Annotated in this window: 27 protein-coding genes and 1 tRNA gene; 13 read left to right on the plus strand and 15 right to left on the minus strand. The window is 67.0% G+C overall.

The features are described from left to right. Positions 1-54 precede the first annotated feature (54 nt). A complete protein-coding gene (locus tag SLQ31_RS00340) occupies positions 55-180 on the plus strand; it encodes a hypothetical protein (protein WP_319428622.1) in 126 nt (41 codons plus the stop codon). 5 nt (positions 181-185) lie between these two features. Here SLQ31_RS00340 and SLQ31_RS00345 read toward each other — a convergent pair whose 3' ends face one another. Genes SLQ31_RS00345 through SLQ31_RS00370 form a run of 6 tightly spaced genes read right to left on the minus strand, consistent with a single transcriptional unit; the run spans position 186 to position 4,171 of the window. Continuing rightward, the gene (locus SLQ31_RS00345) at positions 186-491 is read right to left on the minus strand and encodes a DUF2694 family protein (RefSeq protein WP_319428623.1); all 306 of its coding nucleotides are present in this window, start codon (positions 489-491) and stop codon (positions 186-188) included. After that, positions 488-805, minus strand: coding sequence for an ESX-1 secretion-associated protein (locus tag SLQ31_RS00350; RefSeq protein WP_319428625.1), 318 nt, complete (start codon positions 803-805; stop codon positions 488-490). The genes SLQ31_RS00345 and SLQ31_RS00350 overlap by 4 nt, the downstream gene beginning before the upstream one ends. Before the next feature lies 1 nt (position 806). Beyond that, a complete protein-coding gene (locus tag SLQ31_RS00355) occupies positions 807-2,195 on the minus strand; it encodes a DUF4226 domain-containing protein (protein WP_319428627.1) in 1,389 nt (462 codons plus the stop codon). Positions 2,196-2,254: 59 nt separating this feature from the next. Beyond that, positions 2,255-2,608 carry a DUF4226 domain-containing protein gene (locus SLQ31_RS00360; RefSeq protein ID WP_319428629.1) on the minus strand — a complete coding sequence of 118 codons (354 nt, stop codon included), beginning with the start codon at positions 2,606-2,608 and terminating at the stop codon, positions 2,255-2,257. Between the two features lie 40 nt (positions 2,609-2,648). After that, the gene (locus SLQ31_RS00365) at positions 2,649-3,434 is read right to left on the minus strand and encodes an NlpC/P60 family protein (RefSeq protein ID WP_319428631.1); all 786 of its coding nucleotides are present in this window, start codon (positions 3,432-3,434) and stop codon (positions 2,649-2,651) included. Further along, entirely contained in the window at positions 3,431-4,171 is a 741-nt protein-coding gene (locus SLQ31_RS00370; RefSeq protein ID WP_319428633.1) for a helix-turn-helix transcriptional regulator, read from the minus strand. Before SLQ31_RS00370 ends, SLQ31_RS00365 begins: the two co-directional genes overlap by 4 nt. 129 nt (positions 4,172-4,300) lie before the next feature. On the opposite strand from SLQ31_RS00370, the gene SLQ31_RS00375 reads away from it, so the two are divergent. From SLQ31_RS00375 to SLQ31_RS00410, 8 genes are all read left to right on the plus strand, one after another. Then, positions 4,301-4,711 carry a WhiB family transcriptional regulator gene (locus SLQ31_RS00375; protein ID WP_319428635.1) on the plus strand — a complete coding sequence of 137 codons (411 nt, stop codon included), beginning with the start codon at positions 4,301-4,303 and terminating at the stop codon, positions 4,709-4,711. A 243-nt stretch (positions 4,712-4,954) separates the two neighbouring features. Next, positions 4,955-5,560 (plus strand): helix-turn-helix domain-containing protein, encoded by a 606-nt coding sequence (locus SLQ31_RS00380; RefSeq protein ID WP_319428637.1) that lies wholly within the window; start codon positions 4,955-4,957, stop codon positions 5,558-5,560. Positions 5,561-5,603: 43 nt separating this feature from the next. After that, entirely contained in the window at positions 5,604-5,900 is a 297-nt protein-coding gene (locus SLQ31_RS00385; protein ID WP_319428639.1) for a hypothetical protein, read from the plus strand. A 131-nt stretch (positions 5,901-6,031) separates the two neighbouring features. After that, positions 6,032-6,448, plus strand: coding sequence for an EVE domain-containing protein (locus SLQ31_RS00390; RefSeq protein ID WP_319428641.1), 417 nt, complete (start codon positions 6,032-6,034; stop codon positions 6,446-6,448). Positions 6,449-6,513: 65 nt separating this feature from the next. Then, positions 6,514-7,479: a pirin family protein gene (locus tag SLQ31_RS00395; RefSeq protein ID WP_319428643.1), complete on the plus strand. Its 966-nt coding sequence runs from the start codon at positions 6,514-6,516 to the stop codon at positions 7,477-7,479. 10 nt (positions 7,480-7,489) lie between these two features. Beyond that, entirely contained in the window at positions 7,490-7,831 is a 342-nt protein-coding gene (locus SLQ31_RS00400; RefSeq protein WP_319428645.1) for a GNAT family N-acetyltransferase, read from the plus strand. A gap of 30 nt (positions 7,832-7,861) precedes the next feature. After that, positions 7,862-8,671: an acyl-CoA thioesterase domain-containing protein gene (locus SLQ31_RS00405; protein WP_319428647.1), complete on the plus strand. Its 810-nt coding sequence runs from the start codon at positions 7,862-7,864 to the stop codon at positions 8,669-8,671. Between the two features lie 9 nt (positions 8,672-8,680). Beyond that, a complete protein-coding gene (locus SLQ31_RS00410; protein ID WP_319428649.1) occupies positions 8,681-9,454 on the plus strand; it encodes a cyclase family protein in 774 nt (257 codons plus the stop codon). 2 nt (positions 9,455-9,456) lie between these two features. On the opposite strand, the gene SLQ31_RS00415 is transcribed toward SLQ31_RS00410, so the two are convergent. The 7 genes from SLQ31_RS00415 to SLQ31_RS00445 all read right to left on the minus strand — a co-directional run bounded on the left by SLQ31_RS00415 (position 9,457) and on the right by SLQ31_RS00445 (position 14,563). Next, complete coding sequence (locus SLQ31_RS00415) at positions 9,457-9,735, minus strand: hypothetical protein (RefSeq protein WP_319428650.1); 279 nt, start codon at positions 9,733-9,735, stop codon at positions 9,457-9,459. A 9-nt stretch (positions 9,736-9,744) separates the two neighbouring features. Next, positions 9,745-10,494 (minus strand): YqjF family protein, encoded by a 750-nt coding sequence (locus SLQ31_RS00420; RefSeq protein ID WP_319428651.1) that lies wholly within the window; start codon positions 10,492-10,494, stop codon positions 9,745-9,747. 8 nt (positions 10,495-10,502) lie between these two features. Further along, a complete protein-coding gene (locus tag SLQ31_RS00425; RefSeq protein WP_319428653.1) occupies positions 10,503-12,113 on the minus strand; it encodes an amidohydrolase in 1,611 nt (536 codons plus the stop codon). Between the two features lie 100 nt (positions 12,114-12,213). Continuing rightward, on the minus strand, positions 12,214-12,483 hold the full coding sequence (locus tag SLQ31_RS00430; RefSeq protein ID WP_319428656.1) for a cytochrome C oxidase subunit IV family protein: 270 nt from the start codon (positions 12,481-12,483) through the stop codon (positions 12,214-12,216). Between the two features lie 3 nt (positions 12,484-12,486). Further along, a complete protein-coding gene (locus SLQ31_RS00435) occupies positions 12,487-13,068 on the minus strand; it encodes a cytochrome c oxidase subunit 3 (protein WP_319428658.1) in 582 nt (193 codons plus the stop codon). Positions 13,069-13,076: 8 nt separating this feature from the next. Continuing rightward, positions 13,077-13,820, minus strand: coding sequence for a hypothetical protein (locus tag SLQ31_RS00440; protein ID WP_319428660.1), 744 nt, complete (start codon positions 13,818-13,820; stop codon positions 13,077-13,079). Next, on the minus strand, positions 13,817-14,563 hold the full coding sequence (locus SLQ31_RS00445) for a hypothetical protein (RefSeq protein WP_319428662.1): 747 nt from the start codon (positions 14,561-14,563) through the stop codon (positions 13,817-13,819). Before SLQ31_RS00445 ends, SLQ31_RS00440 begins: the two co-directional genes overlap by 4 nt. Positions 14,564-14,633: 70 nt before the next feature. Between SLQ31_RS00445 and SLQ31_RS00450 the strand changes: the two genes are divergently transcribed. Next, on the plus strand, positions 14,634-15,236 hold the full coding sequence (locus SLQ31_RS00450; protein WP_319428664.1) for a TetR/AcrR family transcriptional regulator: 603 nt from the start codon (positions 14,634-14,636) through the stop codon (positions 15,234-15,236). Positions 15,237-15,242: 6 nt separating this feature from the next. On the opposite strand, the gene SLQ31_RS00455 is transcribed toward SLQ31_RS00450, so the two are convergent. After that, complete coding sequence (locus SLQ31_RS00455) at positions 15,243-15,512, minus strand: YdeI/OmpD-associated family protein (protein WP_319428666.1); 270 nt, start codon at positions 15,510-15,512, stop codon at positions 15,243-15,245. Positions 15,513-15,637: 125 nt separating this feature from the next. Between SLQ31_RS00455 and SLQ31_RS00460 the strand changes: the two genes are divergently transcribed. After that, positions 15,638-16,729: a GGDEF domain-containing protein gene (locus SLQ31_RS00460; RefSeq protein WP_319428667.1), complete on the plus strand. Its 1,092-nt coding sequence runs from the start codon at positions 15,638-15,640 to the stop codon at positions 16,727-16,729. Between the two features lie 29 nt (positions 16,730-16,758). Continuing rightward, the gene (locus SLQ31_RS00465; RefSeq protein WP_319428669.1) at positions 16,759-18,057 is read left to right on the plus strand and encodes a diguanylate cyclase domain-containing protein; all 1,299 of its coding nucleotides are present in this window, start codon (positions 16,759-16,761) and stop codon (positions 18,055-18,057) included. A gap of 49 nt (positions 18,058-18,106) precedes the next feature. Here the strand turns inward: SLQ31_RS00465 and SLQ31_RS00470 are convergent. Then, positions 18,107-18,189, minus strand: a tRNA-Leu gene (locus SLQ31_RS00470). A gap of 224 nt (positions 18,190-18,413) precedes the next feature. On the opposite strand from SLQ31_RS00470, the gene SLQ31_RS00475 reads away from it, so the two are divergent. Beyond that, positions 18,414-19,925 (plus strand): FhaA domain-containing protein, encoded by a 1,512-nt coding sequence (locus SLQ31_RS00475; protein ID WP_319428670.1) that lies wholly within the window; start codon positions 18,414-18,416, stop codon positions 19,923-19,925. The last annotated feature ends 40 nt before the right edge of the window (positions 19,926-19,965 follow it).

Here is a 19,965-nt window from a genome sequence, read left to right on the forward strand (position 1 = left end):
CCGGCACGGCTGGGTGAATTGTGCCCGCCCGGCGGGGCGGATAACGTACCGGCCATGGGTGACTCGCTGCTGCAGCAGCAACTCGACGAGGTGCGCGCCCTGCTTCAGCGGGCGCGAGAACTGTTCGGCACCAATCCTGTTGCGCCACCGGAGGCCATTGCCCCCGACGCCGATCGGTAGTCGGGTCAGGAATCCGCGGGCCGCAGCCGATGCTGCGCCAGCGCCTCGGTGGCGAGCTTGAGCTCGCGGTTGCCCGCAATGTCATCGGACGGCGTGTGGCCCGCGGCCACGATCTCGGCGCGTACCTGCATCAACGCCTTCAAGTAGGACACCTCAGCGGTCAGCATGATCGCGTCAGCCAAGGTCTGCGCGTCGACATCCATGGCCGGTTCGGCCAGTGTCACGCTGTGCAGGTAACCGCCCCGGCACGACCGGAACAGGACGTGCCCGCTCGGATGGACGGCGTCGAACTCCGGATCCGGTGCGGTCACGGACCGTCCTCCGTGATGCGGCCGAACTCCGCGGCCGCCGCGGTGTCCTGGTGCTCCCACACGTCGGCGGCGTGGCGCAGGTTGGTCGCGAGGTCGGCATGCGCGGCCGCCTGCTGCTCGTAGCAGGCCCGCCGCTGATCCAGCAGCTCGCGGCCGGCATCCCGCAGCTCCCCGAAGATCGGGCCGAGCGAGTCGAGGCTGGCCAGGATCTCCGCGTGCCGCGACGGCGCCGTGCTCAGCTGCTCGGCGGTGTCCTGATGACCGCGAGCCGCGCTGCGCAGTTCGTCGGGCACCACATGGATGCGCTCGGCCATGTCACTCTCCTATCGGCGGGCCGGCCGTTACCGCCGGTCGGGTTGGAGTCGGTGCTTGTTGAGTAGAGCGTGGTGTCGCGGTAGCGCTGCCCGGTTCCGGCGGATGCTCCCACCCTAGGAAGCTCGGCCCGCTGACGCTGGCAATGGGTTGGATCTGGTTGTTGAACACGGCCTTGCCGTTGCCCAGCGCCAGCGCATGTCGATCGGTCAGCATCCCGATATCGCCGGCGATGACGCGCACGGGGTCGATCGGATGCGGCACGGCCGTGCCGGGCGCCGGGATCGTGATGCCCTGCTGGTGAAAGGCCTCCGGGATCGGCGTGCCCGCGACGGCGGCGGTGATCGCGGCGGCCAGCTGGGGACTCGGCGCGGTGATGGATTCGCCGTTGGGCAGCTGCACGACGGTCGCGTCGCCCGAGGCCGGCGTGGTGGGCTCCTCCCCCGCCGCCTCGTCGTCCGCCTCCGCTGCCGGCTCTTCTTCGGCGTCATCGACGGGCTCGTCGAGCGACGGGTCGTCGAGCAGGCTGTCCTCGGTGGGTGACCGAGGCGACGTCAGGTTGTCGAGCGTCGGCGGCATCGGTGCCGGGCCCGCGACCGGGCTGCCACTTCCGCCACCGAACGCGGGGATACCGGCCATCGGCGGGATCATCGGCGCGGACATCGGTTGGCCGGCCGCCCCCGGGTCCGGTGGGAGCGCGGCGAAATCCTCGGGCAGCAGGGCGTCGTCGAGTGGATCGGTCCCGACGGCTGGGATATCGGCGGCCGGCGGCTGAGTCTCGGCGGTCGGCTTCGGGTTCGGTGCGGGTCCGTCGGGGGTGTCGGGCGTTGAACCCACGTAGAGCGATGCCAGCGCGGCGGCCAGCGACGCCTTGGAGGTGTCGTCGAGCCCCGCGGTTTCCACCACCGCCTTGATGTCGCGCACCTTGTCGATGAGATAACGCTGGAAGGCGCGGGCACCCGCCGGGGTGTCGAGATCGGTGCGGGTGGCGACCGCCGTCTCGATATCGTCCTGGAGGCCGTCGAGGGTCTGCCGGCCCACGGCATGGGTGGTGTGCGCGTTGAGTACCGCGGTGATGACCTGGAGGTCGAGCTGTGCGCTCACCGAATGCTGCTGTGCCAGTGAAGTTTCAGCGGTCCGGATGGCTTCCGCCGCGCGACCCTCCCCGATCACTGGGCTCTGCGCTGCGGGCAATGCCGGATCGAACGCTTGGCGGTGCTGGGCGCGAATCTTGGCCACCACGTTGTCGATTGCGTTCGGCGAGACGACGTTCACCGGGCTGGTGACCAGAGCGAGGTCGGTATCCGACAACCCCGTCAGCCACGCTCGGTTGTCGCCGGTGGCGGCGCCCACGCGCGCTATGGCGTCGAGCAAGTCTTGGTAGCTTGCCACCGGTGCCCTCTCATGCCGGCGACTGTATCCAGCCAATCGGCGTCAGACAATTCACCCCGTCACTGCGATGTGGACGACACCCGGTATCGGTCTAGAAGCTGCTGTAGCACAACCACTTTAGCTGCGGCATCGGCGCGCGCGCCGGTCAGGATATCGCTGATCTCGTGCTGCTTGGCGAGCAGGAACCGGGCGAACTCACGTCCTTCGGACGGCGCCGCCACGGCACGCTGCGCGACGGCGGCCTCGATCTCGGCGCTGACGGCATCGAGCTTGCGGATTGCTTCGGTTGCGGCGGCGTGGGCGCTGGCGAGGACCTCGGCCAATTCGGCGTCGGCCTCAGCGAGGTCGCGGTCGCGGGCGGCGAGCAGCGATCGGGCCGCCTCGACCCCCGATGCTCCGCCGTGCTCTGCCATGCGTCGACGGTACTCAGCGCGATTTCGCCGAACAACTCACCTACAGCGGGCGGCGGATCGCGACGTTGGCGCCCATCCTGCTGATCTGCACGTTGGCCCCGGCATGTGGGGCCTCCACGACCATCCCGTTGCCGATCGCCATCTGGACATGCCCGGCGTGCGGGAACACCAGATCACCGGGCCGGACCGCGGATCGGGCTACCGGTAGGCCGTCGTTGATCTGGTCGTACGTGGTGCGATCCAGGTGCAGGCCGGCCTGGGCATACGCCCATTGCACCAGGCCTGAGCAGTCGAAACGATCCGGTCCGGTCGCGCCCCATACGTAGGGACGGCCCAACCGCGACAGCGCGGCGCGTACGGCCAGCGCCGCACGCGAATTCGGCGCCGGCATCCGATGGCGACGGCGGTACCGCAGCGCCCGCATCAGCGCCAGACGGCGCCGGGCCCGCCGGCGGGCGGCAAGGACGTGGGCATGCTGAGCGCGCAACCGGGCGGCCCGGCGCCTCATCAGCTCGCGTTGGGCGACCGGATTGTCGGGAGTCGATCCGGCATCGGCGCGGGCGGCGTCGAGCACGGCGCGGGTCTGCTGGTGTGCCTCGCGCTGGTCGCGCTGCGCGCGGGCCAAGATCGCCGACAGCTCGGTATCGACGCGACGGGCCGCGGCGAGTTCCTCGCCGTGCCGATCGGCGGCCTGGCGGTACGCCGTGGGTAACCCGTCGGTCAGCATCGGCACCGGCCCGGAAGTTGGTCCCAGCAGCGGCATTTCACGCCCACCGGTGAACAGCCCATGTGCGCGGCTGAGGATGTCCAGCTCGGGGGCGGTCACGATTGCTCCCCGACGAATGCTCGTACTCGCGGTAGCGCGCCCGGCGGGATGGCACCGCGGTTGCGGATATCCCACAGTTGTTCGACCCCGACCCCGAGCAGCGTCGCGATCACCGACTCCGGCAGCTCCGAGCGTGCACATGCCTGGTCGAATCGGGCGCTGATGCTGCCCGGCATCCGGGCCAGCAGGCCCGTTCGGATCGTTTCCAGCGACTTGAGGTGGGTCATCAGACGGTCCGCTGATTCGGCGCCGGCGTTGACCGCGACGCGCCACGAGTTGGCGGCCAGCAGTTCCGCCTTCACGCATTGCTCGATCACAGACTGAATATACGTTTCGTATTCGTTTGATGTCTCCGCTGGCAGCCGGGCTATCAACGAGTTGAGCGAATCCAGGTGCGCCTCGGCGTGCGCTTCGAGGACATCGGCGTCGCTGTGGCGGCTGACGACGATACCGCCGGTGGCCCGCGGCTGCGTCGAATCGGACGGCGATGCGGCCAGAATTTGGGCGATTTCAGCGCTCGGATCGTCGGTGACAACCAGCCGCGCATAGGTCCCCGGCGGCAGGCCTAGCCCGTTTTCGATCTTCTGAACTGTGCCTTTGTGTGGTTTACGGACGCCCCGCTCGAGAAAGCTCAGGCCCATGATGCTGACTCCGGTGGCCGCGGCCAGATCGGCCAGTGACCAGTCCCGAGCCTCACGCAATGTCCGGATCGCCGCGCCTGCCGCCTCTCGGCTCACCGCCGGCCTCCAGCCATATACGGATCGTACACAGCATCATCGTTATATACGTTTTCTTCTACGTTCCTCTTGCGGTCGGTCGTCCTGACATATACGCTTTCGTCATTGAATCTCGCCTAGGAGGCTCCGATGAACAACCGCCCATGCTCGCTCGAGCCGGATCTTTGGTTCGGCTACGCCGACGACGACGCCAGTGACGGCGCGGCCAAGGCCCGCGTCTACGAGCAGTCCGCCACCCGCGCCAGGACGATCTGCCTGCGCCGGTGCCCGCTGGCCCAGCAGCGCGCCTGCGCGCGCGCCGCGGTGGAGGGCGGCGAAGAGTACGGGGTGTGGGCCGGGGTGAAGTTGCCCGGCGGTCAGTACCGCAAGCGGACCCAGCTGGCCCATGCCCACGACGTTCTACAGCGCATTGCCGACGGGCAGCTCAATCCGCGTGAATTGCCCGAGAGCGCCGAACTGCTGGTGCGCAGCGAGGCACTGCCGGCCCAGGTGGCAACCGTCATTCACCTTCCGCTGGGCCAGCCGCGCACCGCGGCGTGATCTAGCCCGCGCCAGCCTTCTATCCGGCCGAGCCGGATGTTACTGCGGCAGAACGCTTCTGCATGTTCTCGTCCACCTCGCGCTAGTGCCAACCACGCGCAAATCGCGTCATCGGGATACCGGGGTCGATCTCTCGAATCTCGGTCATGTGGCGCATCCTTTTCACTCTGGCTGAGGGGCACCCAAGCAGTCATTTAAGCACGAGTGCTTAAATGCGCCTAGCATTCCTTTAGACTGCTCGGCGTGGACCGCGGCGCTCGATCACGAGAAGTGTTGCTCGACGCCGCCGAACGGCTGATTGCCGAGCACGGCTTCGAGGTGCCGCTGCGCGAGATCGCCAAGTCCGCGGGGCAGCGCAACAACTCGGCGGTCAACTACTACTTCCGCACCCGCCAGGACCTCATCGATGCGGTGGTGGCCCGTCGGCTGGTGCCGATGGAACTCGAACGGCAAAGTCTGCTGGACTGCATGTCGGATGAGCAGATGGCCGATGCGCACGAGGTGCTGCGGATCCTGGTCGGGCCGTTCTTCCACAGTGAAGGAACCCACTACGCCCGGTTCCTCGAGGTGGTGCGGATCCGGCTGAACAGAGAGCCGCAAAGCCCGGCGGAGTCCGCCTGGCCACGCATCCTGGATGCGCTGGCGAGGCTCGTCCCGCTGAAGGAACGCAGCGCCAGGGAGAGCCGGGTCAGCGCCGTCGCCACCACGATGTTCGCCCTGCTGGCCGACCATGAGCGGCGGGTCGAATCCGGTGACGGTCCCTGGGGGCAGGACAGCATCGAAGAAATCGTCACGATGCTGGCCGCGATGCTGACCGCCGCGCGAGTGACCGCCGTGGCGACTCGCTGACTGCGGCAATTCCCGTCGGGGGAGTGGATATGCGGATAGAACTGTGTCCGTGCGGATTGTTGTGGTGGTGGCCCTGGCGGGTCTAATCACACTGGTGGTGGCGGTCCTGACCGACAACACGTTCGTCGCGTTTGGTGTGATCGCGCTGGCCGTCCTTGGCATTCTGTTGCTGCTGCGGGATTGGCGCGCTGACCGTCGACAGCCCACCGCACCTGTCGAGGGTGCCGAGGATGACGGACCCGAGCCGGAGACGGTCGCCATTGCGATCAGCCCGGAATTGTTCGCGCCGGATATCGCCACCGACGGTCACGGCCCATCGGCGGACGCCCGCGCGGATTAGCGGGGGAGTGGTCCGCGCGCGAGCGTAACGCCAGGGCTGATTTCAGCGCCCAATCCAACCCTGGCGTTACGTTCGCGGGGACGGCGGCGTCTTCTTAGCGAGTTGTCGGACCCCCGTCCTAGCGTGGGCACATGACGTACTGGATTAATACCGTCAGCGCCGACCACGTGCAGCGTGGTGTCGCCGGCGGCTTCACTCAGGCCAATCATGGCAAGCCGTACATGCTGCGCAAGATGGCCCGTGGCGACTGGATCATCTTCTACTCGCCGAAAACCGCACTCGAACAAGGGGAGTCGCTGCAGGCGTTCACCGCGATCGGGCGCGTCACCGACGACGAGCCGTACCAGGCCTCACCCGACCAGCCGTGGCGGCGCACCATGGAGTTCCTGCCATCTACGGCGACGCCCATCCGGCCCTTGCTTGACGAGCTGGAGTTCATCGTCGATCCGCAGCGCTGGGGCTACAAGTTCCGGTTCGGGGTATTTCGCATCGAAGAGCCCGACTTCGTGCTCATCCGCACGGCGATGACCCAGCCGCTCGCCGCCTGAGCCGCACCGCGCGGGAGTAGTCTCGCGGGGGTGGCGTCCGAGCCGGCGGGCAGCGAAGCGCGGTCATGAGCAATCTAGAGACCGCGCCGACGGAATTCGCTTGTGTGTCAACAGATGCCGCCGCCATCGAGGTGCTCTCGCCGCGGGAGGTCCCGCTGGGCGGCCCGCGCGCTCTTCCCGTCCGGCGGACGTTGCCGCAACACCAGCGCTCGCTGATCGGTGCCTGGTGCTTCGCTGACCATTACGGCCCGCACGACCTGCAGCAGTCCGCGGGCATGGATGTGCCGCCCCACCCGCACACCGGCCTGCAAACGGTCAGCTGGCTGTTCCGCGGGCAGATCGAGCATCGCGACAGCGCCGGCGTGCACCAGCTCGTCAACCCCGGCGAGCTCAACCTGATGACAGGCGGAGCCGGCATCTGCCACTCCGAAGTGTCGACACGAGAGGCCACCGTCCTGCACGGTGTGCAACTGTGGGTGGCGCTGCCGGACGCCGACCGCAACACCGCGCGCGATTTCGAACACTATGTGCCCGAGCCGGTTTCGCAATCCGGCGCTGAGATCCGGGTGTTTCTTGGCGAACTGGCCGGCCAGCGTTCACCGGTGCACACGTTCACGCCACTGCTGGGCGCCCAACTCGACCTGGCCGCCGGGCGCACCGTGGAACTCGACGTCGACCCCGGCTTCGAGCACGGCGTGCTGTTGGACCTCGGCCGGGTCGACGTCGCGGGGCGGACGCTGAACTCCGGTGAGTTGGCGTACCTGGGACCTGGGTGCTCCACCGTGCGCGTGCACAACACCGCCGGGATGGCGGCCCGGGTGGTGCTGCTCGGCGGGGCGCCGTTCACCGAGGAGCTGTTGATGTGGTGGAACTTCGTCGGGCGCAGCCACGACGAGATCGTCGCCTACCGCCAGCTGTGGCAAGACGGCGATGACCGGTTCGGTGCCGTGAGTGGGTACACCGGTTCAGTCCCGCGATTGCCCGCACCCGCACTACCCGTCACCCGGCTGCGGCCTCGCCGCCGACCCTGAAGGAGTTCCCATGACCACCGACAAGACCGGCGCACCTACCTCGGTCAGCGCAGGCGCCGACCGGTTCACGATCGCGGTTGACGGCCAGCAGGTCGGCCTCGTTGCCTTCGTCGACCACGACGGCCAGCGGATCTTCCTGCACACCGAGGTCAACGACGAGTTCGAGGGGCGTGGGCTGGCCAGCATCCTCGTGTCCGAAGCGCTGGCGGCCACCCGGGATGCCGGACTGCGGATCGTCGCGGTGTGCCAGATGGTCGCCGCTTACCTCGGCAAGCATCACGACTTCGACGACGTCGTCGATCCGGTCACCGCCGACACCAAGCGTTTCCTGCAGACGGTGCAAAGCGGATAGCTCGACTAACGGCCGCTATCGTGTGAGCTCGTGACACGTCCGGCATATCTCGTCTCCGACAGCGACGTGCTGGTACCCAGCGCGACATGCAAAGGGCCGTGGGGTCAGACGATCAGCGGGCACGTCGTCGGCGGGATCCTCGCCCGCTCGCTCGAGCAGGTGGGCAGCGGTCCCGGGCTGGTACCCGCCCGACTGACCGTCGACCTGTTGCGGCCCACCGCCATCGCACCGCTGGAGGTGCGCACGACCGTGCGACGCGAGGGCCGACGCATGCGGCTCGTCGATGCCGAACTCGTCCAGAACGATGTCGTCGTGTCCCGAGCCAGTGCGATGTTCCTGCGCCGCAGCGAGCACCCGGCCGGCGACATCTGGTCGTCGCCGGTCGCCATGCCGCCCCTGCCGCCGGATCCTGGGCCGTTGCCCGACGACTTGATGATGTTCGTCTGGGGTTACGGGGGAGACGGCGGATCCAGCGGCGCGGCGGCCTTCACCGAATGGGGTGACGCCACGGGCCCCAAATACGCCTGGATTCGGCAGGTCCGTCCGCTGGTCGAAGGCGAGGTCACCAGCCCGTTCGTCACAGTGGCCATGGCCGCGGATGCGGCGAGTGCGACATCCCATTGGGGCACAGACGGTTTGCGCTACATCAATGCCGACTACACGTTGACGCTGGCCCGCGAGCCGGTCGGCGACTACATCGGTCTGGCGGCCACCAGCCATACCAGTCAGGACGGCGTGGCCGCAGGAGCGGCAACGGTGTTCGACGCGCAAGGCCCGATCGGCAACGCGACCACCGTGGGCTTGGTCAACCCGGTGGAGTCGTTCCATCCCAGGGCGTAGAAAGGTCCGATGAGAAGGTTCGTCGACATCTCGGTCTCGCTGCAGGCCGGCATCGCCTCTGATCCACCGGGTCACCTGCCGGAGATCGACTACTACGACCACATACAGACCGCGTCCGAAGTGGTGTCGTTCTTCCCCGGCGCGACGGTGGACGACCTCCCGGACGGGGAGGGGTGGGCCATCGAGCGGGTGCGGATCACCACCCACAACGGAACCCACCTCGACGCGCCGTACCACTATGCGTCGACGATGGACGGCGGGCATCGCGCCATCACCATCGATGAGGTTCCGCTGGAGTGGTGCCTGCAACCCGCGGTCAAACTCGATTTCCGGCACTTCCCGGACGGCTACGTGGTGACCGCCGACGACGTCGAGGCCGAGCTCGGCCGCATCGGACACACCCTGTCACCGTTGGAGATCGTGCTGGTCAACACCAGTGCCGGCACGCGTTACGGGCAGCCCGACTACGTCGGGAAGGGCTGTGGCATGGGCCGCGACGCCACCCTCTACCTGCTCGAGCGGGGCGTTCGGCTCACCGGAACGGACGCCTGGAGCTGGGATGCGCCGTTCTCCTACACCGCCAAGCGGTACGCCGAGGACCACGATGCATCGATCATCTGGGAGGGCCACCGCGCCGGCCGGACCATCGGCTACTCACACATCGAGAAGCTGCACAATCTGGAGTCGTTGCCGGCCAACGGATTTGAGGTGTCCTGCTTCCCGGTAAAGGTGCACGCCGCGTCGGCGGGATGGACCCGCGCGGTGGCAATCTTCACCGACTGACCTCAGGGCCAGGGACCGCCCACCGGAGGGCCGCCGCCCCGCGGCGACTGGTTCTGCAGGATGCCCAGGCAGGTGCCCATCGATTTGCCAGGGATACAAGGGATTCCGCCGACGCTGGGCACGCCACCATTGGCTACGTAGCACTGGCCGGTGATGGGGTCCGACAGATGCCCGATCGGGCAGGCGCTGGCCGGGGCGGCGACAACGACGGGCGCGGCCACGAAGAGCGCACCGCACGCGGCGGCCAACAGCGCCCTGGAGATCCCCGCCCGCACAGCCATCCTGTGAGCCTACTGCGAGACCGATCCGCCTGCGACCACGATTGGCCTGCCGAATCTGGTCCGCACCCCAGGTGAGTAGAGCGCCCGCAGCGGTTCCCCCGCGGTGCGCACACCGCCGGCCGCGACCAGCTCGTCGTCGAGATGCAGGAGTGAAGCGGCCTGCAGCGGCCACGGGTCATGCTCGTTGGGCACCCACCAGGTACGCCCCGCCTTGCGGGTGTGGGCACCCCAGCGCGACGTCAGCCAGGTCTCCAACGCGGTCGGTTCAACCGTCTCGCCGAGTCGGACCGTGACGCGGCTGCGCAATCCGCGCTGTGGCCAGCGCCGAACACTGTCGTAGCTGATCACGCCCGGCGACCGGGTGACCTGCATGCGCGCCCAGGTGTAGGGCACCCCCAGCGTGAGGCGGATGGCCGGCACCACCGCCAGCCGCGCCGACTCCAGCGACCGGAACAGCACGCCGTGCCGGCCCGCGTCGTCGATGGAGTACAGCCGGACGTTGGTCTCGGCGAATGCGCCGAAGTACGGCAGGGCCGGTGCGGCACCCACCTTGGTGTAGCCCATCCGGAACGGCACCAGCCCGACATAGGTCACGCCGTCGAACACATCGGGGCGGGTGCCGGGCGGGTAGAGGGGAGCGACGTCATCGGGGCGTACCGGCCAGTGCACGAACGTCAGATCCCGCCAGCTCTGGTCGAACCAGACCGGGCCGCCCAGCGGTGGGGCGGCGACGGGGAAGCCGGCCAGATCATCGATCACAGGAATGATTATTGGCGTTGGCCGCGCAGGTAGGTCGCCCGGATCGGCAGATCGGGCAGTTCCAGCGCGCCGACGGCACGCGGATCGTAGTGCAGCCAAACGAAGTCGGCGCTGGCGCCCGGAGCGATTCGTCCCCAGTTATTTTCGGCGAATGCCTGGTAGGCGACGGCGTTGGTGTAGGCGGACAGGGCGCGCTCGATCGGCACGATCTCGTGCGGCGTCCAGCCGCCCTCGGGCTGACCTTCGGCGGTGCGGCGCGATGTCGCCACCGCGATACCGTCCAGCGGGGCGCCCGAGGACACCGGCCAGTCCGAGCCGAAGGCCAGCGCCGCACCGGAGCGGTTCAGTGTCTGCATCTGGTACTGGCGGTCGGAGCGTTCAGCGCCGAGACGGGGAGTGGTCAGCACGGTCATCAGTGCGTCCATCTGGGCCCATAACGGTTGCATGTTGGGGATGACGCCGAGCGCGGCGAACCGCCCGATGTCGGATTCATCCACCAATTGCGCATGGGCGATCACCGGCCTGCGATCGCGAATACCGTTGCAAGAAACGACATGTTCGATGGCGTCGAGCGCTTGCCGGACGGCCGCGTCACCGATGGCGTGGATGTGGATCTGCAGTCCGAGCTCGTCGACCCGGCGCGCCGCCTCGGCCAGCGAGTCGCCCTCCCAGTTGCGCATGCCGTGGCTGTGCAGCCCGGAACAATACGGGGCGAGCAGGGCACCAGTTTCGTTCTCGACGACCCCGTCGGCGAAGAACTTCACCGTCTGTGCGGTCAGCAGGGGCGAACCGACCTCCTCGACCAACCGCCGCGATTCCGCGAATTGTTCGATCTGCGTGTCGAAATGACGAGGATCGGCGTACAGCGCCAGGTTGAATCGCATCCGCAGCGCACCCCCGCGGGCGGCCGCGACATAGGTGGCGACATCTGCCGGTTCCACCCATGCGTCCTGCACCCACGTGACCCCGCGGGCCAGGTAGTAGTCCGCGGCCGTCCCGAGCGCGGCGATGCGCTGGCGCTCGTCGCGAGCTGGCATCACATTCATCACCAGATCGGTTGCGCCCCATTCCCGCAGCGTGCCGAGCACGGAGCCGTCGGGCCGGTGCGGGATCTCGCCGAGGACCGGGTCCGGGGTATCCGGGGTGATCCCGGCGCGCTCGATGGCCACGGTGTTGCACCACAGCGTGTGGTAGTCCCAGGCGCGCAGAACCACGGGCCGATCCGGCACCGCGGCATCCAGCCAGCGGGCGTCGAACAGGCCGCCAGGCGCCAGGCTGCCGTCGTAGGAAGCGCCGACGATCCACTCTTCGTCGGGATGCTCCTCGGCGTAAATCTTCACCGCAGAGACGATTTCGTCGACGGTGCCGCAGCCGCGGACCGGAGGCCCGACGGCTTCGAGCCCACCGTAGAGCGGATGGGCATGGCCGTCCCCGAAGGATGGCATCAGGAATCCGCCGTCGAGATCCACGTGCTCGGCGTCAGACCCGGCGGCCAGTTCTCGGGCTTGCGCACCAAACGCGCGCACCACCCCGTCGACGACCAGAACCGCGTCGGCGTCGCTGCCATCGCCGGTCCAGACGACACCACCGGTGAACAAAGTTGAACGCAGCGCGGTCATGCGGCTCCTAGAACGGATCTGTTTCGCTCCAGTGTGGACTGGCGCAGCCTTGTCCGCCCGTTATCCCCACGGCATATCGCTGGGGCATATCCCCGCGGCCTCAGATGAGGTAAATCACCAACACCGACGCGAACAGCACACCCAACCAGGCATCGGTCGCCAGCTTGAGCCAGCCCGGCGCAGTCCGAACCTCCATGAAGTTACGGATGATCAAGCGGGCCTTGATCAGTGCCAGCCCCAGCACCACGCAGGTCACCGCCACGCTGGCCGACGCGACGCCCCGGGAATGCGCCGGCGCCAGCCACCATGACCCGAGGGTGATAGCCACCAGGACGCCCCAGGTCCACGTGATCGTCCGCTCGTTGGTCACCCGTCACCTCATCACATAAAGGAGGGCGAAGATGATCACCCACAGCAGATCGACCATGTGCCAGTACGTTGCGCCGGACTCGACCATCCACGCGCGGCGCCGTCCTGGCGTACGGAGCTCACGCACGAGCACACCCAGCACAATGAGGCCGATCAGAACGTGGACCACGTGCACGCCGGTGATGACGTAGTAGAACGAGTAGAACATGTCTGAATTGGTCTGCCCGCCAGCAATTTCGCGGAGCCATTCGTAGCTCTTCAGCAGGACGAAGGCCACCCCGCTGACGGCCCCGCCCCACAGCAGCCGCACCGCGCGATCGGGATCTCCGCCACGGACGCACAGCACCGCCCGCGCCACGAACCAGGAACTGATCAACAGAATCACGGTGTTGACCACGCCGATGGTGATGTTGAGATGCTGTTGGGCGGCCAAGAACGCGGTGTGGTTCATCGACCGGTAAATCATGAACACGACGAAGTAGCCGCTGAAGATGACGAGGTCGCCGAGGACCATCACCCACATGTGCCCGTCACCGGGCAGATGCGTCTCGCGCTCTCGGCGCGAGGCCTGCTCAGAAACTGTCACACCAACTCCTAGTCGAGGGCCGGCTCGTCGGCGGACTCGGTCGCAGCCGCGGTGCGCAGCAACATGATCAGCGCTACCAGCCACACCGAGAACACCACGACGGCCCACCAGAAGGCGATCGAACCGTTCCACGCGAACGGACCCGAGGGGAAGACGAACATCTGGGTGGCGATCACTTCCGTGACGATCTGCCAGATCGACACGTAGGCAAACCATTTGGGGAAGATGTTGTTGCGGTCGTAGAGGATCGCGATCGCCAGCACCAGATAGGCGGCCGAGAAGCAGCCCAGAGAGCCGTTGTACGACAGCATTCCGACGTCGTAGAGCAGGCTGATCAGCTCGGGATCACGGTCGGGCCGGAACGCTGCGGTCAGAAAGCACACCGTCACCAACAGGAATCCGGGTAGCGCGCCGACGCTCATCCCGCCGAGGTACCCGTAGGCGAACACCGAGCCCACCGACATGCGCTTCATCTGATAGACCACCAGCCCGTTGGTCATCGCCGCGCCGCCGAGCAGGACCAAAAGGACCGTGAAACCGATCTGAATGGTGAGGTGGTGTTGATTGAAGAACGCCACCTTGTCCGCGGCGGTGATGTCCGGTCTCGGTGGTGGGGTGACCCGGGTCAACACACAGATGATGACGCCGAACACCGCGTACCACGCCGGGAAGAACCACGTCATCCACCAGACGTCCCGCTTGCCGCCGCCGGTGGTCGTCGGCGTAAACCGGCCTGGGGTAAGGACACTCACGCGGCCACCACGCCGTCATCGACAGCCTGCCGGTACACCGCCTTACGCAGCACGAAGAACATGACGATGACGAACGCCAGGTATGCGCCGTTGCGCACCCAGAACGACCACAACCCGTCCCACGCCAGTGGCCCGGTCTGGAAGATCGCCGCTCCCGCTGCGGGCACCATCGCCGCGGCGATCGCCAACGAGAAATGGCCGACCCACCTGGGGAAGACCGGATCGTTGCGGTCGTCGAGATACACCGCCAGGGCCAGCAGGACGAACTGTGAGACCACCATGCCAACCGGTGCGATGAACACGATCCAGGCCAGGTCGTTGAGCAGTTGGATGAGTGCTGGATCGCGCTCGGGCCGGAAGGCCGCCGCAAGGAAGAAGACGTTGGAGAGCGCAAAGATGGTGGCGCCGCTGACCACCGCCGTCAGGAAGCAGTAGGCGAAGACGTGGCTTTGGCCCTTCATGCGTTTCATCTGCACGACGATCACCATGAGCAGCGGCACGATCATGATGCCGCACAGATTGAAGACCACCTGGCTCAGGCGAATCCACGCGGTGTGGTCGGCATAGAACGTCGCCACCTGCTCCGGGTTCATCGTGGGCGACATCGGCGGCCAGAATCCCGGGAAGACCAGCGCGGCGGCCAGCAGCACGACGCCGACCGCAGGCCCGGTCCACAGGCTCACCCACTGCGCCTTGATGTTCCCGGCCTTCGGCAGGTCTTGCGCCTGCTCGAGGATCTGCATCGGTTGTCCTCCGAACTGAGTCGACTCAGATTTGCGCACACGGTAACATTTTCTGAGTGGAGTCAGTTTTATGTTGACCGACAAGCCGGCCCGCAAGGGTGTGCAGACCCGCGAACGGCTCCTCGGCGCGGCGACGGCGGAGTTCAAACGCGCGGGCATGGCCGCGGCAGACACCACGGCCATCGCCTCGGCCGCCGGCGTCGCGCACGGCACGTTCTTCTTTCACTTCCCGACCAAGGAACATGTCCTGATCGAGTTGGAGAACCGCGAGGAAGACCGGATGGCCACCGAGCTGACCCGCGCGTTCGGCAAGCCACACACCCTGCGCGACACACTCGCCGAATGTTTCCGCGTCCTGGAGAAACTCGAGCGCCGGCTCGGCAAACGATTGTTCAAAGACTTTCTGGCCCTGCACTTTTCCGCACGGCGACCACCGTCAGACGAATGGCGGCACCACCCGGTGATCGTCACCGTGGTCGAGGAACTCGGGCGCGCGCGCGATCGCGGTGAAATTCCCGCCGACGTCGATGTCGTGCACAATGGCGCGACGTTCCTCGTCGGCCTCTACGCGCTGCTGATGACCATTCCGGCGGAGCCGGAGTTTCGTCGGCCGTTCATCGACGAATACCTGACCACCTACATGTATGGGCTGTGTGCCCTGCGGCCCTCCTAGTCCCGGCTAGGCCTTGCCATTACGCTCCCGGTGCTTGCAACCCGGCCAACAGCAGGGTCGGCGCATGCCTTCCTCCAGTTCCTCCTGGGTGCGGCGGATGCGACGCTCTCGGGTCTTCTCCTGCTTGGCGTCGTCAACCCAGCAGATGAACTCGTTGCGGGCCAGGGGAGTGATGTCGCGCCACGCCGCCAGCGCGGTGTCGTTGCCGAGCAGTGCGGTGCGCAAGTCTGCGGGAAGCTCGTGAACTACCCCGCCTGGAACCGTTTGCGTGCTCATTTAGCCAGGTTAGCGAGTCTCGTGGTCCCTCAGACGGCACGGCGCCTCATTTTCGGTCCGCGCCGATGTTTCCCCTCGCTACGGATTTGCTCGGGCTACCGTAACCAGATGCGCGGAGGGGCACGGTGAACGACGAACGGCCGGCCGGGCAGGCCGGGGGGCCGCTCGTGCGATGGTGGCGCCTACCCGACCAATTCGAATGGCTCTCCGGATATCTGCGGGCCCGCGGATTGGCGTTGCCCACCAGGCTGCTGATGGCGTTCATCTCGGTGGCGATGATTCTCATGGGGGTCGCGACGCCGACGATGCGGAATGTTCCGCCGGTGTGGGCGTGGACGTTCGGCACCGCCGCGGTGCTCATCGGGACCGTCTACACCGCCTTGTGGCTGCGGGGCTGGCTGACCCGCGGCCAATCGCTGAGAATGGCCACCATCGGTGGCACCCTCATCGCGGTGGGCTGCGTCATGCAGACCTACCCGATGGTCGCCTTGATGGGCTGCACCGGCCTGGCGGTCATCGGCGGGTATGTCGCGTTTTTCCACAACTCGAAGGCGATTGCTTTCACCGTCGTGCTCGCAATCGCCGTCGGCACGCTGTGTGCGACACGGGTGGCACCGAACTCCGGCTGGACCGTCGCCATAGCGGGATTGTGGTTGGTCATCGAACTCAACGTCGCCGTTCCGCTGGCGATCCAAGCGGTCGTGCGCACCCTGGGCGCCGATGTCGTGCGGTCCGACCAGGATCCGCTCACCGGCGTTTTGAATCGGCGTGCTTTCCATGAACGCGCGACGACGCTGCTGACCTCGCCCGGCCAGGACTTGCACCTCGTCGTGGTGATGATCGACCTGGACAAATTCAAGAAACTCAACGACGCCTACGGTCATCTCGCGGGCGATCAGGCGCTGACCGCGGTGGGCTGGGTGCTGCGCGAGACCAGTTCCAGTTCGGCCATCATCGGGCGCTTCGGCGGCGAAGAGTTCATCGTCATCGACGCCGTGCCCGCCGAGGTCGCCGAGCGGATGCCGACACAACTGTGTGCCGCCATTGCGGCCTTGCCGCAGCCGGTCACCGCAAGCGTCGGGGCGGCCATCGTGCGCTGGGGTTGCGGTCCGGCGATAGAAGACCTCATCCGGTCGGCCGACGCCGCGATGTACGCGGCCAAACGAGCCGGGGGCAATCAAACCCGGATCTGCCGGCCCGCCAGAGTCGATCGCTGAGTCAGCACGAATGGCCTATCTTCAAGGCTGTGGCTGGTTCGAGTGAGCGGCGGCGGCTCTCCCTCCGGGCACTGATTTTTTGCACCGTCGGCGTCATCACTCTGGTCTTCGTCGCCACGATGGCAGCCTCGATCGTCGGACGGGTTTCCGTCGCACGCGACGTCCACACCCTCGGTGATCGCCTCATCCCGATCAGGTCCCAACTGTCTGAACTGAGCCGCGCCTACGTCGACCAGGAAACGGGACAGCGGGCCTATCTGCTGACCGGCAACGTGGTTGCGCTCGACCTGTTCGAAGTCGGCGCCGCCGCGGCCAATCGCCTGGGACCCGAGTTGCATCGAGAGCTTGCAGGCATGCCCAATGCCGATTCACTCCTCTCGCTCTTCGAGGAAGAAGTGGCGGCAGCGCAGACGTGGAAACGTCAAGCAGCCAACCCGCAGATCGTTGCGTTGCGTGCCGGGCCCATTCCGCGCGCCCAGCTCGATCAGATGGTTCTCGACGGAAAGAACCTGTTCGACAAGCTCCGCGAACGATTCCGCGCGCTCAATGCTCAGATCGACGCCCTCATCACCCAGCAGATCGAGCACATCCAATCGGTACTGAGGACCGCGAACAACAGCCAGTACGTCGCGGTCACGATCTTGGTGGCCGGCATCATCGGCTGCATCATCACCGTGCAGCGCATGCTCACTCAGCCGGTCTCCCGGCTGGTGCGCAGTGTCCGGGCAGTGGCAGACGGCGACTACGACCAGCCCATTGGCCGCGGCGGTCCCCGCGAGATCGCGGAGATTTCCGCGGCGGTGGACGATATGCGCAATCGGCTGAGAGAACTTGCCCGGTTCGACAGCGTCACCGGCCTGGTCAACCGAGCCGAGACAATGAGCCGCCTTGCTGCCGCGCTGGAAGATCCGCGATCGCCCGGGGTGCGATTGGGAGTTCTGTATTGCGATATCGACCATTTCAAACAGATCAACGACACCTGGGGCCACGCGGTCGGTGACGCCGTGTTGTCGACCATGGCCGCTCGGATGCGGGAATGCGTCCATCTCGAGGACACCGTGGGCCGGATCGGCGGTGACGAGATCCTGATCTTGTTGCAGAGCATCGGCAGCACCGAAGAGGCCGCCGAGGTCGGCGAGCGGATCCGTCGGATCGCCGCGGAGCCGATCCATCAATTCGGGTTGACGATCCACACGACGCTGAGCATCGGGGCCACCACGTCTTCGGTAGCCGGCGAGGCCGCCGCCACCGTCACGGCTCGAGCCGACGGGGCTATGTATCAAGCCAAGCAAGCCGGACGAAACACTGTCGTCGCTGTAGACGCGTAGCTTTCCCAACAAAAAACCCCGGCCAGAAGCCGGGGATTTTCTGCACTTGTGGGCGAAGGGGGACTTGAACCCCCACGTCCCGAAGGACACTGGCACCTGAAGCCAGCGCGTCTGCCATTCCGCCACTCGCCCAAAACAACCGAGGGAGCGTATCACGGTCGAGGGGGTGAACCTCAACTCGCGCCCGCGGCTCAGACCAGCCTAGCGACGGCCGTCACAGCCCCGCTGCCGAGCCCTTGACCTGGCGTAACGGGATTCTCAGAATTCTCATGGTGACGTGGCGCCGACCTGGGCCGATACCATCAAGGTGAACAAGCGTCGACGCGATACGCGGCGGACTCGAGGCAGGCGGTGAGATGAGTAACCAGAGAGGTCTGGTTCAACGCATCGAGCGCCGACTCGAGAACACCGTGGGCGACGCCTTTGCCCGAGTGTTCGGCGGATCCATCGCGCCTGCGGAGGTAGAAGCCGCGCTCCAGGGGGAAGCCTCCGCTGGTGTACAGACGCTGCCGGGCCAACGCTTTTTGGCCCCCAATGAATACGTCATTACGCTCAGTGCATCTGACTTCGAGAAAGTCAGCGCAGATCGTGATCTCACCACGGTCACTTTTGCCAGACACTTGGACGGATACATCCGAGATCAGGGGTGGCAAACGTATGGTGATGTGGTTGTCAGGTTCGAGCAGTCGCCGAGTCTGCACACCGGCCAATACCGTGCGCGCGGCGTCGTCAATCCGGACGTCGACCCCCACCCGTCCAAAGCCAGCACCGCCCCAGCACAATCGAACCAGGCGTACACCCCAGAACCAGGAGTACCAGCGATGAGCGAAAACCCCCCCTACCGCGGCGACCAGGGTCAGGGGCGGCCCGGCGACGACTATTACGACGAGCGCTACCCGCGTCCGGAAGAACCGCGGCCCGCCGCGCCCGAGCAGCGCGGCCCATATCCGCCTGACCAGGGTGGCTACGCACCACCCCCCGCCGAGCCGGGCTACAGCCAGCGGCAGGGTGGCTACCCCGAGCAGGGCGGCTACCCCGAGCAGGGTGGCTATCCCGAGCAGGGCGGCTACGGCCAACCCCCCAGTGGCCAGGGTGGTTACCCCGGCGGCCAGGGCTACGAGCAGCGTCCCCCGGCCGGTGGCGGCTACGGCCAACCTCCCGGTGGCCAGGGCGGTTACCCCGGCGACCAGGGCTATCGGCAGAGCCCGCCCCCCGGATACGGCGCACCGTCCTACGGCCCGCCGCAGGGCGGCGGCTATCCCTCGCAGGCCCCTCCGGCCGGACCGCCGGCCGGCGACTACGACTACGGCCGCGGCCCGGCTCGGCACGAGGACGCCGGCTACGGCCGGCCCGAGTCCCGGCCTGCCTACCCGGATCAGGGTGGCTATGAGCAGGGCGGTTACGGCCAACCTGCCGGCGGCTATGGCCGTCCGGAGTACGGCCAGCCCGAGTACGGCCGCTACGAGCAGGGCGGTTACCCCGAGCCCGCCGGCCGCGACTACGACTACGGTCAGCCGCCCGCCGGCGGCGGTTACGCCGGGTACGCCCAGCCGCCCGCCGGTGGCGACTACCCGTCCACCGGACATGCCATCACCCTGCAGCTCGATGACGGCAGCGGTCGCACCTACCAGCTCCGCGAAGGTGCCAACGTCATCGGCCGCGGCCAGGACGCCCAGTTCCGGCTGCCCGACACCGGCGTCTCCCGCCGGCATCTGGAAATCCGGTGGGACGGCCAGGTCGCGCTGCTTTCGGACCTGAATTCCACCAACGGAACCACGGTGAACAACGCGCCCGTGCAGGAGTGGCAGCTGGCCGACGGCGACGTCATCCGGCTCGGCCATTCCGAGATCATCGTCCGCGTCCACTGAGGTAGGCGGGCCGCGGTTTGGTCGATGCGGGAGTGGCTTC

This window comes from Mycobacterium sp. RTGN5, from assembly GCF_033804465.1.
GTDB lineage: Bacteria > Actinomycetota > Actinomycetes > Mycobacteriales > Mycobacteriaceae > Mycobacterium.

What these genes read in the sequence shown, in the direction of transcription:
- SLQ31_RS00475 (WP_319428670.1), top strand. Translation starts at nt 18,414, where the DNA reads ATGAGTAACCAGAGAGGTCTGGTTCAACGCATCGAGCGCCGACTCGAG.
- SLQ31_RS00350 (WP_319428625.1), bottom strand. Translation starts at nt 805, where the DNA reads ATGGCCGAGCGCATCCATGTGGTGCCCGACGAACTGCGCAGCGCGGCT.
- SLQ31_RS00425 (WP_319428653.1), bottom strand. Translation starts at nt 12,113, where the DNA reads ATGACCGCGCTGCGTTCAACTTTGTTCACCGGTGGTGTCGTCTGGACC.
- SLQ31_RS00390 (WP_319428641.1), top strand. Translation starts at nt 6,032, where the DNA reads ATGACGTACTGGATTAATACCGTCAGCGCCGACCACGTGCAGCGTGGT.
- SLQ31_RS00445 (WP_319428662.1), bottom strand. Translation starts at nt 14,563, where the DNA reads ATGCAGATCCTCGAGCAGGCGCAAGACCTGCCGAAGGCCGGGAACATC.
- SLQ31_RS00395 (WP_319428643.1), top strand. Translation starts at nt 6,514, where the DNA reads ATGAGCAATCTAGAGACCGCGCCGACGGAATTCGCTTGTGTGTCAACA.
- SLQ31_RS00340 (WP_319428622.1), top strand. Translation starts at nt 55, where the DNA reads ATGGGTGACTCGCTGCTGCAGCAGCAACTCGACGAGGTGCGCGCCCTG.
- SLQ31_RS00415 (WP_319428650.1), bottom strand. Translation starts at nt 9,735, where the DNA reads ATGGCTGTGCGGGCGGGGATCTCCAGGGCGCTGTTGGCCGCCGCGTGC.
- SLQ31_RS00375 (WP_319428635.1), top strand. Translation starts at nt 4,301, where the DNA reads ATGAACAACCGCCCATGCTCGCTCGAGCCGGATCTTTGGTTCGGCTAC.
- SLQ31_RS00410 (WP_319428649.1), top strand. Translation starts at nt 8,681, where the DNA reads ATGAGAAGGTTCGTCGACATCTCGGTCTCGCTGCAGGCCGGCATCGCC.
- SLQ31_RS00455 (WP_319428666.1), bottom strand. Translation starts at nt 15,512, where the DNA reads ATGAGCACGCAAACGGTTCCAGGCGGGGTAGTTCACGAGCTTCCCGCA.
- SLQ31_RS00400 (WP_319428645.1), top strand. Translation starts at nt 7,490, where the DNA reads ATGACCACCGACAAGACCGGCGCACCTACCTCGGTCAGCGCAGGCGCC.
- SLQ31_RS00360 (WP_319428629.1), bottom strand. Translation starts at nt 2,608, where the DNA reads ATGGCAGAGCACGGCGGAGCATCGGGGGTCGAGGCGGCCCGATCGCTG.
- SLQ31_RS00450 (WP_319428664.1), top strand. Translation starts at nt 14,634, where the DNA reads ATGTTGACCGACAAGCCGGCCCGCAAGGGTGTGCAGACCCGCGAACGG.